General features: G+C 64.1%; 10 protein-coding genes and 2 CRISPR repeat arrays. Of the genes, 2 read left to right on the top strand and 8 right to left on the bottom strand.

The window, feature by feature from the left end; all coding sequences use genetic code 11:
• Positions 1-46 precede the first annotated feature (46 nt).
• A CRISPR array of direct repeats spans positions 47-288; the repeat unit is 36 nt; unit sequence AGTTTCCATACCCGCCCTGAGAGCAGCCGCCGCGAC.
• 358 nt (positions 289-646) lie between these two features.
• The 8 genes from IT350_15255 to IT350_15290 all read right to left on the bottom strand — a co-directional run bounded on the left by IT350_15255 (position 647) and on the right by IT350_15290 (position 13,293).
• A complete protein-coding gene (locus IT350_15255) occupies positions 647-835 on the bottom strand; it encodes a hypothetical protein (protein MCC6159406.1) in 189 nt (62 codons plus the stop codon).
• A gap of 45 nt (positions 836-880) precedes the next feature.
• Positions 881-1,291, bottom strand: a complete 411-nt coding sequence (locus tag IT350_15260; protein ID MCC6159407.1) for a DUF1232 domain-containing protein — start codon at positions 1,289-1,291, stop codon at positions 881-883.
• Positions 1,292-1,315: 24 nt separating this feature from the next.
• The gene (locus IT350_15265; protein ID MCC6159408.1) at positions 1,316-2,512 is read right to left on the bottom strand and encodes a hypothetical protein; all 1,197 of its coding nucleotides are present in this window, start codon (positions 2,510-2,512) and stop codon (positions 1,316-1,318) included.
• 27 nt (positions 2,513-2,539) lie between these two features.
• Complete coding sequence (locus tag IT350_15270) at positions 2,540-5,035, bottom strand: hypothetical protein (protein ID MCC6159409.1); 2,496 nt, start codon at positions 5,033-5,035, stop codon at positions 2,540-2,542.
• Positions 5,036-5,054: 19 nt separating this feature from the next.
• On the bottom strand, positions 5,055-8,339 hold the full coding sequence (locus IT350_15275; GenBank protein ID MCC6159410.1) for a hypothetical protein: 3,285 nt from the start codon (positions 8,337-8,339) through the stop codon (positions 5,055-5,057).
• 10 nt (positions 8,340-8,349) lie between these two features.
• Entirely contained in the window at positions 8,350-9,990 is a 1,641-nt protein-coding gene (locus IT350_15280; protein ID MCC6159411.1) for a VWA domain-containing protein, read from the bottom strand.
• A 5-nt stretch (positions 9,991-9,995) separates the two neighbouring features.
• On the bottom strand, positions 9,996-10,436 hold the full coding sequence (locus IT350_15285) for a hypothetical protein (protein ID MCC6159412.1): 441 nt from the start codon (positions 10,434-10,436) through the stop codon (positions 9,996-9,998).
• Between the two features lie 400 nt (positions 10,437-10,836).
• The gene (locus IT350_15290) at positions 10,837-13,293 is read right to left on the bottom strand and encodes a type IV secretion system DNA-binding domain-containing protein (GenBank protein ID MCC6159413.1); all 2,457 of its coding nucleotides are present in this window, start codon (positions 13,291-13,293) and stop codon (positions 10,837-10,839) included.
• A 120-nt stretch (positions 13,294-13,413) separates the two neighbouring features.
• Between IT350_15290 and cas1 the strand changes: the two genes are divergently transcribed.
• Both cas1 and IT350_15300 read left to right on the top strand, forming a co-directional pair.
• Entirely contained in the window at positions 13,414-16,350 is a 2,937-nt protein-coding gene (cas1, locus tag IT350_15295; GenBank protein ID MCC6159414.1) for a CRISPR-associated endonuclease Cas1, read from the top strand.
• Positions 16,351-16,374: 24 nt separating this feature from the next.
• On the top strand, positions 16,375-16,662 hold the full coding sequence (locus IT350_15300) for a hypothetical protein (GenBank protein MCC6159415.1): 288 nt from the start codon (positions 16,375-16,377) through the stop codon (positions 16,660-16,662).
• Positions 16,663-17,039: 377 nt separating this feature from the next.
• Positions 17,040-17,357: direct repeats of the CRISPR family, unit length 35 nt; unit sequence GTCGCGGCGGCTGCTCTCAGGGCGGGTATGGAAAC.
• The last annotated feature ends 49 nt before the right edge of the window (positions 17,358-17,406 follow it).

The following is a 17,406-nucleotide window of genomic DNA, read 5'->3' on the forward strand; positions in this document are numbered from 1 at the left end:
AGCCGCCGCGACAGAGTTCCAGGCGTCACCATCCGGGTCCGACCAGAGTTTCCATACCCGCCCTGAGAGCAGCCGCCGCGACTCGCGCCGCGTCGTATCGTGGAGATCATGGCGAAAGTTTCCATACCCGCCCTGAGAGCAGCCGCCGCGACAGCGGGGGTGCCTTCCTCACCCTCGCCTACGCGTTTCCATACCCGCCCTGAGAGCAGCCGCCGCGACACCATTCGGGTCGCCGGCCACCCGAAGACCGTCAGTTTCCATACCCGCCCTGAGAGCAGCCGCCGCGACCGCCGGGCTGTAACAGGGCAGAATCACAGGGGAATTCAGGCGGGTCTGACGAACCCCCCTTTCGGGGCCGCGACGGCCGCTCCCAGAACAGAAAATAACCTGGGAAAAACCTGCGGGTTCAATTTCAAGTGCCTGTTTTCAAAGAGCTTTCTTCATCTGACGAACCTCCAGACGTGCAATTCGTCGGTTTTTAAGGCCAATGCCCTGAAATCACGCGCCTTTTTTCGACGGGTTGTGAATTTCATCACATTTGCCTTCGAGGTTCGTCAGGTGCCTCCAACGGTTCGGAGTCTTCCAAAAACTCGTGCTCTACTTGGCCTTCATACCGAGCAGCCCGCGCCGATCTTACAAAAAATTTTCAAAAAATGATCGCGGCCTCCGAAACGCCCGGAGGATCGACGCCATAGTACCGACATTCTTGCCGGCAATCGGCGCACACCCGGTACACGCAGACCTGATCGTCCGGCGTCAGCAGAAACGACAGGTCGAGCAGCGCCTGACGCAGGCCGGACTGCGTCGCCCAGACCTCGCAGATGCCGGGACGCAAAACGCGCCCCTGAAACCGGGCCCAGTCTCGAACCCGGGCGCGCGCTCACGTTTCTTGTGTGCCGGCCTCCCGACGGTCGAGGTGCGTCTTCAGCAGATCGCACACGACGCTGATGATGACGAAATCGTCGTGGTAGCCGGTGAATGGCTGAAAGTCGGGCGTCAGATCGGCGGAATCGAGGAAGTAGCACAGGGCGAACGCCGCCAGACTGCGGGGAAGCGGTTCGAGCGAGTTGCGAAACGCCTCGTCGAGATACATCTGGGCGATCCGCCGGACGTTGTCGAGCAACTGCTCCTGGTAGTGAAAGAGCCGTCCCGTTTCGCGGATCGACCGGACCTTGTCGAGCAGCCGCTCCTCGAGATTCGCCAGCGTGTCGGGGTCGCAGTGGCCGGCCTTGGTCAGAATCCAGTCGAATTCCTCGTCGGTGATGGGGATCTGGATCAGGTGCCTGGTCATGCGCGAGCCTCCTTCGATACGCAATCAGGTGATGGGAATCGGTCGATAGGTTTCGGGATCGGTGCCGGGCGGAATCTCGCCGACGCGGCCGTCGGACGTGGTTTCGCAGAAGTAGTAGCGAAAGCCGTCGATGACGAAATAGTTTCCGCCGGCGAGTTTCAGGTTGGGTCCGCCGACGGCGACCGCGGCATGGCCCTCGACGTTGCTGAGCAGCAGATACGCGGTCAGCTTCATCGCGGGGTCGGGCGTGGCGCGAAAGACGGCGCGGTAGATCGCGCAAAGGAGCAGGGCTTTGTCCTCGCAGTCGCCGCAGCCGTCCCACAGCGTCTCGACGGGGTAGCGCCAGTACTCTTCCTTGCCCTTGGACTGCGCGTCGGTCTGGTAGGGGATACTCTGAGCGAGCGCGAGGGCGTTGCAGAGTTGGTCGTAGATGGTCAGGCGCTCGGCCTCGGCCATGCCGATCAGGTGATCGGCGATGCGCACGACCTCCCGTCCGGTCAGGCGATTCGCCATGTCGTCGACGAGGCGCTCGATCGGGAGCGTCCCGGTGCCCAGGATCGTCGGGTTGATCGCCGCTGCGAAGAACCAGTCGGCTTCGAGAATCGGCAGTTTGGGGATTTCCCCCTGAATCGTCCGCCCGTCTTCGGTCTCGAAGGTCCATGCGAGACGCACGCACTTTTCGCGCGCTTCGGTGTTCGGTTCGAGTTCGGGAATCTTGTCGGGCATGGTGTAGGGGTTGCGTGGAATCGGCCACGAGTTTTTTCGCCCGACGACAAACAGGCTGATCTGCGCGGCCAAAATCGCCACGAAGAGCGGAACGAGCGCCCAGATCTTGGAAATCAGAATGTAGATCAAGCCCAGCAGGGCGAAGGCTGTCAGGGCGATGTTCGCATGGGCGAGGCCGACGGAACACTCGGCGTGGGCGATGTGCTGCAACCAGCGGTTCCGGTCGTGCTCACCGGACCTGTTGTCGACGAAGTCGAGCGCCTTCGCGACGACCACCAAGAAGGCGAAAAATGCCAGCATATAAATCTGGTAGCTCGCCTCGAAACCGAGCGGCTCATAGGCGGGGATCCAAAACCGTGCGACATACCAGCCGGGCAAAACATAGCCGATCAGAATGAACGCGACGGTCGCGGCGGGGATGCCCGTGGCCTGCAACAGAATCGGCGCGGTCGGGGGCACGGTCGTTTCGTCATTTGCCGGCGATCGGAGCACCATGGATGTGTTTCCGTTCCTTTCCGTCGGTCAGAATTCCGGACCCTGGGCGGACGCGACGACCGGGACCTCGGGCGGCTCGGACCACGCGATGGACAACGTCGGCAGATCGGTCGTCGCGAGGGGACCGTCGTACGCGAACGCCATAAATCCCTTCCCGCCCATCCACGGGCGCGGCCATTCGGTTCCGGCGGCGGCGCGAAATTCGGCACATCGCGGGCCGGACCCGTCGGGCGCGACGACCGACCAGAACGAAACGTCGGAGGACGCACCGGCGATTTCGGGCAGGTGGAAGTACGGCGCCGCCGCGCTCCGCATTTCGCCCGCGATCTCGGCGATGGCGCCGGTGTCGAAAAAGCGTTCGGCCAGATCGTCGAGGCAGATCCGCGACAAATAGGCGTAACCCATCGTGTCGAGCCACTGCGCCGCGCCGCCGCCGACCTCGCCCTCGCTCGCGGGCTTGTCGTCGAGCCAGTTCCGCCACGGGTCCGCCACGATACGTCGCTGGAGCAGCCCGGCCACGATTTCGTTCAGCGGACGTTCCGGATGAAAGACATCCGGCCGGTCCTGCCAGGGGAGGTTTCGCATGGCCGCATCGTCCAGAAGCGGCCTGTTCCAGACGGACTCCGGCAATTCGCCACGATACCCGGTCGCCGCCAGGGGAGCGGCCTCGGCGGCGATGCGATCCGCGAGATGGCGCAGTCCGCGCTGAAGATTGCGCGCGTCCGATGCGGACTCCTCGCCGGGAACGTCGCTTCCGACGTGGCTTATAACCCCCGAGTAGAACGCGTGCATCTGACTTTTCAGGAACTTTGCCAGCAACGCGCGCCCGTACTTGGCCAGCGCGATGTACAGCGTGTCGAGTGCCCGCTCGCGCGCGGCCTTTCGCCGGCGCTGCGCGTGGCGCGTCCAAAGCAGGGACAACGCCATGAGGAGATACGCGAGAATGAGCCCCGCAACGGGAGACCGGGGGCGGCTCATGGCATCGAGCCCGTGCTGCAACGCGACCGCGGCGACCGCGCCGACCGCGGCGCCCGCGAGGATCGCCCGCAACCAAACGGCGGGATTCGTCGGCCGGTGCGCGAGCAAATGGCGCAGCCGATCGGCATAGGTTTCGGGATCGGGCGCGGACTCGGGAACCCAGTTGCCCGGGTCGTCCGCATCCCGAAACAGCTCGGAAATCGCCGCGCCGAATTCGCCCGTTCTCATCGTCGCCGACGCGAACGCCTGATCCACGCACGAATCGACCGCGTCGTCTTCGCGCGCGAGTCGGTGCCGCCACGCGGCGAGCCGCGAGCGGGTTTGCAGAATCCGCGTGTCGCGCCCGTCGGCGAGATAGCGCTCGACCTGATCGCCCAGCGCGCGCCGAACGCGCGGTTCGAGCACCCCACGCAGGTTGGCGACGGAAACGGCGGCAAGATAGATCGAGTGCGTCAGACGCTCCTGCCCCTCCTTCATGACCAGGTCGGGGATCGGCCACGCGAGGTTCGGGCGGTCGGTTTCAGTGTGGATGCCTTCGACGCGGAAGTCGGCGCTCAGGACGGTCCTCAGGTCGTCGAACGCCGGATCGGCGACGGCCCGCTCGACCTGCGTGGGATGCACGAAGAGATCGAAAACGTCCCCGACGAGGATTCCGTTCCGGATGGTCGACGGACGCACTCCCGATGCCAGAAACGCCTCGGATTCCTCCGGCGGCGGCTTTTCGGTCGCGGGACCCACGTAGGCGTTCAGGAGATCGGCGGCCTTGCGGCGAGCGAGAAATCGCCGGGCGGCCTCGGGCTCCCAGTTGCGCCGCGCAAAACCGACGCTTCCGACGGGCCTGGGTTCACCGGCCGCTTGGCGGTCGTCGAGGCCGAGACCGAGTTCGGTGGACGACCAAGTGGCGAGGAATTCGGCGGTCCACGCGTCGGCCTGGGCGGGATCCTTCACCACGCAACCGCCGGGCCGCTGCGGCGTGCTGTTCGATGGTCCCTGTATCCACACGCGACGGAGGGCGAGGCCACCGGAGCTGCGCGCGAGTCGCTCGTCCAGCAACGACAACCATCGCGTCTGGCGATCGCGGTCGCCGAGCGCGGACGACTGCAACGGCAATCGGATCAGCAGGTCCGCGTGGCGGTTCGCGAGAACGGGATAAGCCGCGTAACTGGCCGCGACGACCTCGTCGAAGGCGTTCAGAATCGTCCGCGTTCCGTCGATCAATTCGCCGAAACGGGCGAGATCTCCGCCGATGCCGTCCCAGACGAAGAGGATCGACAACCCGGGCGACGGGCGATTCGGCGCATCGGTCTTCAACGCCGACAGCGCCTCCCGCAGATCCGATCCCAGCGCGGCCGCGTCGCCGATCGAATCCGGCGCCGAGCAACGAAACTCCGTGGGCAGGTCCCAACCCTCCGCGCCGAGGCGTCCCGCGACCGCGTCGGGAGCCGGAGCCCACGAGATCTCGGAGGCGCCGGACAGCGTCCCCTCCGCTTCCTTGGCGGAACCTGGCGGGCTCATCCAAATGACGTAACACGGGCGAAACGGCATTCGCGGGTCGTCTCCCGGCTCAGAAGGCCATCGGTGTCGGATCGGGGTTGGGAATGATCTGATTCATCAGGTTGATCGCCCGACCGAGGAAATCCAGATTGGCCTTGTCGATCTCCCTTTCTTTCCGGAACTCGCGAAGACCGATCGGCGGCCCGGCTTCGATCTTCGACAGCAGCATCTCGTACTGCGTCGTGCAGATTTCGATCATGGCGGCTGCGGCCTCGCGCAGGATCGACTGGCCCTCCTCCGACGACACGAGCTTGCTCGCGAATTCGGCGTGCTGGTCGAACAGCGAGGTCGTCTTGCGATATTGCCAAACCGCATTGTCGATCAGTCCCCGATCGATCGCCGGGTCCGAAATCGGGATCACGCGACCCGGCGCGAGGCGGACGACGAAATCCTCTCCCCGGGAGACTTCCCAGAGGAGTCCGTACGTCCTCATTCCTCCGTTCGCGGCTCTCTCGCGGAAGATGAATCCCGGCTTCCAGTTCGGGTCCATCGCGCGTTTCGTTCGAAGCGGCATGCTGTCGAATTCCAGGAACGTACCAAGCCGAGCGGCATTGGCCTTGTCGGCGTCGAGCCATTTGCTCAGTGCGTACATCTTCAGGAAAACGTCCAGCGGATCGGCGGTGGATGCGCCCCACCGATCGTCGATTTCGAGTTGACCGAGATTGAACCGGTGGACGATGTGCGGAAAGTTGTTGGGCTCGCGTTGCGCGTAGGCACTTTCCTGCGCGGCCAGCGTTTTGGAAACCCAGATCGGAAGAATCCCCATCGCGCGCAGTACGATCAGGCGATCCGGCGGCGTGGCGAAGACGCGCCCGCCGTCCGGGGCGAATGCCTTCGACTTCTTCGCATCGGGCGTTCCGAAGAAATCGAGCGTCGCGACTTCCCGATTGTCCAGCTCGTTCGTAAACCGGGACTTGTCGATTCGAAATGCAACCTTCGAGCTGTCGTGCAGGAACTTTTTCAGCGCTTCGACGTCGGGTTCGGCCTTGAGCAGATCCAGAATGTTGACGCGAAGGCCGTCTTTTGTGCTCGTGCGCGCGAATCCGCGGAGCCGATCTTCCAGATGAGCAAGCTCCTGCGTTTCGTTGATGTGCGCGGACACCCGCCAACCGAGTTCGTCCTCGTTTTTCTCAAGAAGGGTCAGAACGGCCTTTGCGCGGTCCTGCGCGCGGCTCGCCGTGTTTCCGGACGCCAGGTAGGGGAAGAACGTCTCGAATCGCCGGAGGACGTCCGGATGTTCATCCCAATTCGGATTGTTGAAGTACGCGGGAAGGTATCGCGTGGTCGGCGAGCGTCCCGCGACCTCTTCGTTTTTGCGGGTCTCGATCTCCGGTCGAATCTCCCGCGCGCGGCGATCGAAGAACGTAATCGCGTCGCCAACGCGCGCGCGCGTTTCGTCGATCAGGCTCTTCTCCGGTCGGGTCCCGGGCACGAACTGCCCCCGGGCGGTGCTGAACTCGAACGGAACCGGATCGGAACCCCCAACCGCCCCGACCATTCGCGACAGAAGATCACACTTGAGTTCGAGGATGCGCGAATCCAGCGCGTTTTTTGCGTAGGCATCGACGCCGTTGATATAAGCCGTCAGCTTCGATCCCGCATCCTTCTTGAATTTCAGAATTTCATTGATGACCGGAGGATTGACGTCGCTTCCCCCGAACGCCTCCTCCACCGTGCGCGCGGCGGACTTGTCGAGTTCGATCTTTTCATCGTTCCAGGCTTCCAGAGCTTTCTCGAGCGTATTGTTGACGGACTCGAACACGGAATACAGCGCGCGCAGGCCAAAGCCGTTCATGAGCGAATTCACGCGCGAACGCAGAATCGACCCGAAGACCTCGAGCGAATCCGCGAGTGCGCCGTGGACCGCCTGGTCGATCCGCAGGATGCCTTCGCTCCGGGTCGTTTTCGCCGATGTGAGGGCGTCGTTGAGGCTCTCCACGGAGATCCTGTCCCGATCGGGTCGCTTTTTCCTGTCCGTGAACGCACCGAGCGGCGTAAGCGTTGCCAGTTGCTCCTCGACGATCTTTTCCAGCGCGATGTCGAGGGGTTTGAAGATGCGATCATGGACCTCGGCGACGATCGCCCTGGCGAACTCGCCCTTGGTCTCGCCGTCTTTCGGATACGACTCGCCGAGAATCAGCGCGTCGATACCCAGCTTTGTGGCCCGTCGTGTGAAGTAGTCCGCCACGAGATCCGTGGGATAGGCCAGTTCCGCGAACCCGATCGCTCCGTATCGCTTCGGACGCTGGTGTTCGCGGTCCAGCGCGGCCATCGCTTCGATGTTCGAAATCGTGCTCTTGATCCCGTTCAGAACGTTCTGCTCGAACTGCGACCAGGCGATCTGTCGAGCGGTGAAATCGAAGATATCCTGCGGTTTGGGAAACATCCCGACTCCGCCGGTTTCGACTTCCGCGTCGACCAAGAACGAGAAACGGACCGGAACCCCGATCATCTCCGGCAATCCGCCGCCGGCCGGGGAAGGGGTATGGCGGCTCTTCGTCACGTAATCGAACGCCATGGCGTTCATCGCGTCGGGTTTTTTTGTGATGTAGTCGAGTTCCCGGAAAAACCCGAACGCATTGGCACGCAGATAGTTCTCCAATCCTTTTGAATGTTCCTTCGCCGCGCGCACGAACGGTTCCGGAAGGGGGATATACGCCTCGATGGACAGGTCGCGCGTCTTTTCGCGCAGGATGCGCTGGAGCATGTAGACAATATCGAAAAACGTGCTGCTGCCGGAGCCGCCGCAGCAACTGGCGCAGATGAGAACGCGCAGGCCGCGCGTGTCGACCGCGCCCTCGGCGCCCAGGGCGAAACACGCGTCGATTTTTTTCTGGAGTATCGCTTCGACCGCATTGCGGTGCCAGTAAAGATAGAAACGGCCCAACGGGCGAGTTCGCGAAGCGCCATCGATGACGCGCCCTGGGCGCAGGTACGGCTGGAAGTCGTCGAACGGTGGCATCCACCGACTCAGATCTTCGACCATGGGATTTTGCGCGCCGACGATGTGTCGGTACGTCTCGAACGGATTCAGATCGGAGAACAGGAAAAACTCGGACCTCTCGTCGATCTGCGATCGGGTGATGGGATCCAGGGAGGCGTATTGATCCGCGTCGAAAACGAGATACTGGACCAGCCGGCGAATGTCGTCCCGGTCGCCGTACATCTCGTTCACGAGCTTCTTGACGCGCGCCAGGATCTGACCGCCCGCTCCGCCGAGCCCAATCATGAGCGTCGCGTGCGTGTTGAGTGCGAAATCCTGTTTCTTGTCCTGCCGTTCTGCGTCCTGCACCATCTTCGTTCTCCTATCGATTCCCAACGATTCGAATCTCCAGACCGTCGCTCCGCCGAAGGCTCGTCGGACCGTCCGCCGGCCAACGCGTTCCCGCCGCCGCGTTCTTTCCGTTCACGCGCAGGTCATGCGCGTCGACCGTCAACTCCACCCCGCCGCCACCTTTGATCCAGGGGCGGATTTGCAGCGTTCCCACCGTACGGGGAAGTAGCGGGTCACGGATATCGCCGTCCGACCCGCCGATCCGCAACGTCCCTCGGCGGCTGAGACGTCGTTCGACGGGGCGGGCCGCGCCCTCGGGCACGCGGACAAAGGTCACCGTCACGTCGATGGTCCGGGGAATCGACGCGAGACCCAGCCCCGCAGCCGCAAGAACGATCGCCGCCAGTGCCGCGATGTGCCACGGACCCCAGCGACCGACGCGATATCGCGCCTCGATCATTTCCTTCGATTCGGGCAGGTCGCGGATCTTTCGACTTCCGACGCCCGCGCTGTCGAACTCCGCCTCCGGTTCCCACACGGCGGGCGTCAACGTCGCGGCGGCGTTCCAGCGCGCGGTCATCTCGCGGCGCCAGCCGGATTCCTTCGCGATCGCCGCGCGGATCGGAACGGTGAGCGCCGTTTCCGCCCCCGGCTCCAGCACCACTGGCGGCAACGCGACGGGCTCGACCGCGGGCGCGTCGCCCTCGGCCGTCCACGAAAACGCCGGCGTGACTCGGATCGGCAGATTCGCGAAGCGCGAACGCAGCGTGACCGGCACTTCCCCCGCGCCGTCGCGCAGTTCAAAGGTTTCCGTCGGCCAAACGACGTCGACGCCGCCCGCCGCCGCTTCGCGATCGAGCAGTACCTCGACGCGCAGACGCAGGGCGTTCGCCATATTGTTTTCGAAATACCCGTTCAAGCTGGCGGGATCGGCGAACGTCAGAAACTGGAGATGGTCGAAGGTCTTTCCCAGCTCGCCCGCGTCGGTGACGTCGTACAGCCCGAACAGATAGGCCGAAAGCCGATGGCTGTCCGACGCCCACAGGTGCCGCCAGTCCTCGATATCCTGCTGCCATAGGGGCGAAGCGCTGCTCGCGTAACCGCCGTCCGAGGGACCGGGCTCGTGCGTTCCGTCGGTAAGGAAGTATAGAAACTGGATCTCGTTGTGCGTCGGGCGCGCCGCGACGGCCTTGGCCGCCGACTGCGCGATGCCCAGATTCGTCATGTTTTTCGGGTCGACGCGCAGCCGCTCTCGCACGGCCGCGATCAGCCGCCCGGTCGATTCCGCGCCGGTCCAGTTCGCGACGAGGAGCGACGGATCGCTCACGGAGTCGTGCCGAAATCCGATCACCTCGACGTAATCGCCGGGCGGAATCGCGTTCAGAAGCGACGGCAACGCACGTAGCACCGAGTCGAACCGTGTCGGACCTACGGAAGCCCTCTTCTTGGATCCCTTCACGCACTCCCAGAGCATTGATCCCGACAGGTCGATCACCACGATGTGGTCCGCATGAAAGCGATCGGCCCCGAGACGCCCGGCGAGATTCGCGAGTGCGGGGTCTTCGGCAAACGCGTTCGGCGAATCGAGCGCGAACAACGCGATCACCAACGCGGCGATCCATCGCCGCGCGCGCGGGCGACGCCCGTTTTCCAACTTGATGTGCTCGCTCACGTCGATCACAACCCCGCTTTCAGGCGTTTTTCCGTGGATTCGATGGTGATCTCAATTTCATAGATTCGCTGCGCCGACTTGCGTACATCGGATCTCTCAAAAAACGTGCGGCCCTCCGGTAGTATCGTCAATGGAAGTTCCCCGCGCCCAACCGCCGAGACGTTCTTCTCAAATATTGCACGGTCCGCGTTTTCGAGCATGCCCTCGGCCATGTCCTCGATATCGCCCGACAGCGGCGGCACGGGTCCCGGCACCGCAGCGGGACCGGGCTCCGGAATGCCCCGGAACTGTCGGTACAGTGTATCGAGTTTTTCGCGACGCTCGGCACGCAGCCGAACGACCTGCTCCTCCGGCGATTCCCAGAATCGGCATCCGGAAAGGACGCCCGACACCATAAGTACAAATCCCAAGGCGCAAACGATCGATCGCAGGTTTCTCGGGACCACGGTTGGCCCTCCCCCTCGTTACGATCATTTCATACGGATGCGAGAGTGCCGACCTTACAGAAAATTTTTCGAAATCGAAACACCCGTCCCCGAAAAAGGGGTCGCCTTCCAGGGAGTCTCGTCCACTGATCGCGAAGCGCGGTCCGACGTCCTAAGACGCGTCGCTCCCTTCGTCCTTATCTTCTGGCTCCGAGGGGACAGGCGGGAGGTCCGCCGCCAACTCCGCGGCCAGAAGTTCTTCGGCAAGCTTGGTCGGGTTCGGAAGCGGGGCATGAGGCCGGCTGAGCGCTCCCACCGAACGCAATCCGCGGCTCCGCGGTCGAAACGTGACTTCGGTCTCGTCCTCGGACGGGGACGGGACATCGGGCTTCTTTCTCGGGCGCCCTTCGACGACCGCGGTCTAGTTCTCGCGGATTTCGATCTCGACGTCATCCCGGGCGCGCCCGTACTTCATTCGGGAATATGCGCGCAAAGACATCGCCGGATCGTCTGCTTCGCTCTGGGGCGGCGTAGGCAGATCCAGGCTGAACGGCGCGTGTCCCAGGGTCCCCGAGCCCCGCACATAAGCGCGGAAATTGGACAGCGAAGTCAGATCCCGATGCGAGAAGTGCGGCCGAAAGATCGGCTCCAGCAACTCGGCATCCTGAGGTCCGAGCCGCAGGGTCACGACCGTACCGACGTTTCCGAGGATGGCGTTCAGGACGCGCGGCGGGAGCTGATTCGCGAATTGGTGCGCCATCGTCAGCGCAAGCCCGAATTTTCGGGCTTCCGCCAGCAGCTCCGCGAAGCGGTCATCGGCGAAAAGCTGAAACTCGTCCGCGTAAAGATAAAACGGCGACTGCCCGGATTCGGCGCCGCGCGACATGACGGCGTGGCGAATTCGCGACATGAACTGCCCCGCCAGCAGGCCCGCCGCCAGATCGCCGAAACGCCCCTTCGCAAGGTCGAACAGAAGCACCTTGCGTCTTCGAATGATCGACGCGATATCGAGCATGGAGTCCTGACACACCATGTTCCGAAGGGATTCGTCCGAGACGAATCGCACGAACTTCGACGTAATGTACGTCGCCATGTTGTCGATGCTCGCGTCCGACGTTCGCGACGCCAATTCGATCTCACGCAGAAAGTCGTCGATGATGGGGTCCTTCCCGCGCACTTCGTTCGCCTTGCGCTTGCGGAGTTCCGCATTGGTATAAAGCGCGCGAAACATCATCAGTGTCGGCGAAATTCGCGGACCGGGCTGTTCGTGGCCCATCAGCAGCGTCAACATGCCGCGAAAATGCGACTCAAAAATCGGACCGCCCGTAACTTTCAAATCGTAGAGCAGGTCGATCGTGTGATAGAGATCGTCGATCACCATGTCCCGCGCGCGCCGATACCGCATTGGCTCGGGTTCGTCGATCTTCAGAAAATTCAAGCCGACGGGCCGTTCGTGATCCGAGGGATCGACGATCACCAGATCGTGCCTGCGTTCTTCCGGATAGTTTCGCAGGATCTCCTCGATCAGCGCGCCGTGCGGATCCAGCACCGCCACTCCGCGCCCAAGTCGGATGTCCTCGAGAATCATTCGCAGCATCAGCGTCGATTTACCCGTACCGGTCTGGCCGATGATGTAGGTGTGGCGAAACCGCGACTCCCGGTCCATTGCAACGCCCACCTGGCGACCGCGGTGCAGATTCGATCCGAGCGTCACGTCGTTGCCCGCGCGCCCGAGCAGTGGGCTCGTCCGCGAGCGGTTCAGCATCAATCCCGGGCTGTCGGCCTCGGTCGGCATGGGCGTCCGCAGCACGGCGCACGCCTCGCGCACGCCGAACATCGTCTGGGCATCCGCCGGCATGTCGTCCAGCACATCGCGGGACGCGGCGGTCTTCACCACGCACCCGCCGGCGAACAGGGACAGATGTTCGCGCCCGTCCCACCGCGACGCGTCGTCGATCGCGATCCGTGCCGCGGAGATCATCGCGGGCTCGGGAGCGTGGCGACCGGTCAGGAACACGCGGATTCCCAGCGTTCCCCCCGCGAGTTCCGACACGCGTCGCAGCGTCTGTTCCCGCACGGCCGCCGCCGCGGACGGCAGCCACGTTTCCGCGTCGCGGTGCCGGTGCGTCTCGACGGACGCGCCCATCACGCGCTCCGCCTCGGCGAGATCGGCATGCGCGCGCTCCAGAATCTCCGTCGGTGTGCGCGGCCACGTGCGGACGTGGACGACGAAATGACTCGGGATCGCCAGCAGCACGTCGATCAGTCGCTGCCACGTGTCGTCGCTGGGAATCCACGGAAACAGATGGGAGACCGAGAGCGTGTGGCCGCGTGTCGACGACGCCTCGCTCGAGTCCTTCCGTCGAAGCCCCGTCCACGGCACGGGCGAATGCCCCACGCGCAAAAATTCCCGCCGCCGCCGCAGCTCGCGCACCGAGGGCGCTTCCAGACACGACACGAGCGATTCGATCGCGTCCGCGTCCGTCATCTCGTGCAGCTCCGCATAGTCCAATGTGGACGACAGCAACAGGCCCAGCGCCCGACCGCACGCGCCCGCCGCGCGTCGCGCCGCCGCGACCGTGCGCCCACGCCCCACCGGCAGATACGCGAAGTCGAATCGCTCGTTCGTGACGTCCATTTCGCCGCCCGCGTGGCCCGACGCGACGACGTAAAACTCCAGCGGCGTCGGCAGCGCCGTCAGCGCAGCCGCCAGATCCGTCCACCGGGCGTGGCACAACTCCGCCACCCGGCGCGAGCCTGCCGGATCGTGCTCGACGCCCGCAAGATGGAGGAAAAGTTCTTTCGAAAGGACGCGGGAAAGACGAATCGCACCATACGCGCGGTGCTCGTTTTCCGACGTCGAGCGGGCAACAACCATCACGCACCCCGTATCGACCGATGAATTTCGCGAGGGGATAACCGTCTCGATTCAAGGCCGAATTTCGCTCGTGTCAAGTCATGCCGCACGCGCTTGTCCGCCGTTCGTCGATATGACACGATGACCACAATTCACCATCCGTCTCTCGACATCGAAGCGTCCACAAAGACGGCGGCGTGCATGACCGAAAAGTTGCATCTCATCTCTCTCGACCTGCGTTTCACGCGCGACGTGCAGTTTCACGCGCTGCATCAGCTCGCCGTGTGCGGATGGCTCCTCGACCGCATCGACCGCCACCCCACCCCGCCCGGCATCGCGCTGTACGCGCCCGAAAGCGGACGCGTGCGTTACCGTCGCGGAGATCCCTATCGCGTGGCCTTCGCGCTCGCGGAGGGCGGCGAATTCGGCCCGCACCGGCTCGCTGAGTGCCTGGCCAAGCCGCCGCGCCGCGAATACGGAAAGATGCCCGGCGCTCCGTTCGGAAACACCTACACCATCGAGCGCGTCACCGATCTGCTCACGAATCGCCCGTTGTCGATTCGGCCTTCGGCGCTCTCGTCCGAATCTCTGCGCGAATGGGTCGAACGCCTCGCCGCCGAAACCGAGATCGTTTTGCGCTTCATCTCGCCGCTGTGCATTCTGCGCACGCCGGTCACGCGAAAGAGCCACATCCTCGACGAGCACGTCTTCGAACCCGGGCGCGTTCTCGCGGCCGTCGCCGAGTCGATGGCCGAGTGGATGCCCCATCTCGCCCTCCCGCCGATCCTGCGCGACCGCGCCGGCGTGCCGTGGCCCGATCGCGATGTGCGCGTCGTCGCCAATCGTCTCGTTCGCGCCGACACCGCGTATCCCAATAATGCGATTATGGGTTCGGCCGGGCGCGTGACGCTGCACTTCGAGGGCGGCGTCGGCGACTGGGCCGAATCGCTGCTGCTCGCCGGTTTCGTCGGCGTGGGAAAAGCCCGCGCAATGGGACAGGGCCGTTTTGTCGTGGAGGGATTCCAACCCGTTCCGGCTTGGCCGCCGCCGGCCGCTCGTTCGATTCTCGATCGCGCCGCCGAACCGGAAAACCTGAAAGCGGCGATCGAGGCGATGCGCGACGCGGGTCGTGCGCCCGGCGTGGACGGCATCGACCTCGACCGCTTCATCGACGATGCCCCCGCGAATCTCGCTCCCTCCGTGACCGCGCTGCGGCTCGGACCCGGTGCGGATCCCCTGCGCGGCGTGCTGATCGAAAGCGTCGCGAAGGACACCGGCCGACGCAAATGGCGCGGCCTCGCCGTGCCCACGCTGCGCGACCGCTTCATGCAGCGCGCCGTATACCAAGTGCTCGAACCCGTCGTCGAATCGTTCCTCGAAGACTCCAGCTTCGCCTATCGCCGCGGACTCTCGCACCGCACCGCCGTGCGAGGCGTCGACCGCGCCCGCAAGGAAGGCTACACGCACGTCCTCGACGCCGACATTCGCGCGTTCTTCGACCGCGTGGATTGGGGAAAACTTCAGGACCGCCTCGAAGTGCTCTTCGGTTCCGACCCCGTCGTCGCCGCGCTGATGGAATGGATGCGCGCGCCGGTCGAGTTCGAAGGCCGCACCGTCCTTCGAGATCGCGGCCTGCCCCAGGGCGCCGTCGTGTCGCCGCTGCTCGCCAACCTCTATCTCGATCAATTCGACGAGGCCATCGCCGAGGCCGGGCTGCGCATGGTGCGTTACGCCGACGACTTCGTCATCGTGGCGAAAAATCCCAAAGACATCGAGCGCGCCCGCGAAATCGTCGAAGCCGAACTCGCGAAGCTCGGCCTCGAACTCAACCTCGACAAGACCGCGGCCACCACCTTCGATCAGGGCTTCACGTTTCTCGGCGCGCTGTTTTGCCGGTCGATGGTGATGCAGCGTTCGCCCGGCCAAAAAGTCGAAACCGCGTGGGATCGCCGCCCGGGTCCGCCGGCGGATGGCGAAGCGCCCGCCGTGGCCGAGGGTTGGCTCGCGACGTTTCTGTCCGATGCCCCCACGCTGGAGCCCGTGCCCGAGGAGCGATTCGAGCCGCCGGTCACGAGACCCGGGCCCGAGGCTCGCCCGCTGATCGTGCTCGCACGCGACGCGAAACTCGTCGCGAGGCGAAACGGCCTGCTGCTCACCAAAGACGGCGGCCCCGGCCGCCTCGTGCCCTGGCGCGAAATCTCCGAGATCGTCCTCATCGGCGGGCGCTATCTGCCCGCGCCGCTCATTCAGCGCACGATGCACAAGCGCATCCCCATCGCGATGCACAAGGCGAACGGCGATCCCATGGGCCTGATTCTGCCCGACCGCGTCGCCTCGCCGTCGCCCGTCGCACGCCGCCAGTGGGAGTGGGGCCGCGACGCCACGCGCCCGATGGCCGTCGCCCGCGAACTCATCGTCGCCAAAATCCGCAACACGCGTTTTTTCGCCCGGCGTTTCGACGACGACGGCGACCTCGCCCGTATGCTGAAGCGATTGCAGGACGAGGCGTCGAACGCCGAGTCGCCCGTGCGCCTGCGCGGCATCGAGGGCCAGGCGGCGCACGCGTGGTTCTCGCGCTGGCCCGCCATCCTCAAGCCGCCCTTCGACGACTACCCGGGACGCACCACGCGCGGCGCGCAGGACCCCGTCAACGCCATGCTCAACCTGCTCTACTCGCACCTGTTCCGCCTCACGCACACGACGATTCTGATGACCGGGCTCGACCCTTACGAAGGCGTCTTCCACGAGGGCCGGGGGCGCTACGCCGCGCTCGCCGCCGACCTGATGGAGCCGTTCCGTTTTCTCGCCGACCGCGTGGTGATCGCGGCGATCAACCGGGGGCAGATCGAGGCCGACGACTTCCGCTATTCCGAAAAAGGCCGCTATCCGTGCCTCGTCGGCGACGCGGGCGTGCGGGTGTTGTTCGAAGAGTGGGAAAAAGCGCTGGCGCGGCCGGTTCATGACGTGACCGATCATCTGCGCACGCCGCGCGACCACCTGTACCATCAGGCGATGCTGCTGCGGAAAACGATCACGGGAGACATCGACGTCTTCCTCCCGTTTCGGATCAAGACCTGACGCCACGCATGAAAGGTTGCGCCGATGAGCACGACGCGATTTCTCTGGTTGATCGTCTATCGCGTGCGCGACGCGAATCGCGCGGCGAAAGTGCGGGACTGGGCACGGTTTCAGGGCCGGGTCCTTCGCCCCGGCGTGTGCGAAACATGGGCGACGCAGTCCGGCTTGCGTCAAGCGCTTCTGGATGTGTCGTACCACCTTTCCCCCGAGGATCAGGTCTACGTCTATCGAATTTGTGCGGATTGCAGGGAGGATTGCCGCTTTTACGGGGTCGATCCTCCCGGCGCTCCCGAGGCGGCAATTATTTTTTAAAATGGCTGTAAGAATCCGCCGTGCTTCGGCGTATGAAAAGGAAAGGGCGATGCTGATCCTTCGCCCGAAAGGGCGCATCCCCGCCCAAGGCACCCTTGAAAACCGCATCTGTCTAACCTCCAGCGAAAATTCGCGTGTTCCTGGGTTATTGTGAAAAACCCAAGGGAATTCGCCAACTTAGGTGCGAAAACTGACCGAAGAGACCCACGGGGGTTAGACAGATGGGAAAAGCTCTTTGAAAACATGGACTTGCATTTCAGCCCACAACTGACCGATCGAAACAGTCCTGCTCTGAGATGTAAGCGTCGTGACAATTCGTCGGGGTTAGACAGACCCGGGCGAATTCCCTTGTGATTCCGCTCTGTTACAACGCCGCGGTCGCGGCGCTTGCTCTCAGGGCGGGTATGGAAACTGCCGATCGATTGCCGAAAGGCCACGGCCTTCTTCGGTCGCGGCGGCTGCTCTCAGGGCGGGTATGGAAACTCTATCGCTGCCCCCCGCATGGGGGCGTGCAGCAGTCGCGGCGGCTGCTCTCAGGGCGGGTATGGAAACGCGAGCCGACTCAAAGTCACCGAGCTCTTCTTCTGTCGCGGCGGCTGCTCTCAGGGCGGGTATGGAAACGAGCCATTCGACCTCTCCTTCCTCCGCCGCCTCGCGAGCGTCGCGGCGGCTGCTCTCAGGGCGGGTATGGAAACTCTGAACTGCAGCACATCCGGCGGCATCTGTGTCGCGGCGGCTGCTCTC

The sequence above is a fragment of the Deltaproteobacteria bacterium genome (genome assembly GCA_020845895.1).
GTDB lineage: Bacteria > Lernaellota > Lernaellaia > JACKCT01 > JACKCT01 > JADLEX01.

What these genes read in the sequence shown, in the direction of transcription:
- IT350_15260 (MCC6159407.1), bottom strand. Translation starts at nt 1,291, where the DNA reads ATGACCAGGCACCTGATCCAGATCCCCATCACCGACGAGGAATTCGAC.
- IT350_15265 (MCC6159408.1), bottom strand. Translation starts at nt 2,512, where the DNA reads ATGGTGCTCCGATCGCCGGCAAATGACGAAACGACCGTGCCCCCGACC.
- IT350_15270 (MCC6159409.1), bottom strand. Translation starts at nt 5,035, where the DNA reads ATGCCGTTTCGCCCGTGTTACGTCATTTGGATGAGCCCGCCAGGTTCC.
- IT350_15275 (MCC6159410.1), bottom strand. Translation starts at nt 8,339, where the DNA reads ATGGTGCAGGACGCAGAACGGCAGGACAAGAAACAGGATTTCGCACTC.
- IT350_15290 (MCC6159413.1), bottom strand. Translation starts at nt 13,293, where the DNA reads ATGGTTGTTGCCCGCTCGACGTCGGAAAACGAGCACCGCGCGTATGGT.
- cas1 (MCC6159414.1), top strand. Translation starts at nt 13,414, where the DNA reads ATGACCACAATTCACCATCCGTCTCTCGACATCGAAGCGTCCACAAAG.
- IT350_15300 (MCC6159415.1), top strand. Translation starts at nt 16,375, where the DNA reads ATGAGCACGACGCGATTTCTCTGGTTGATCGTCTATCGCGTGCGCGAC.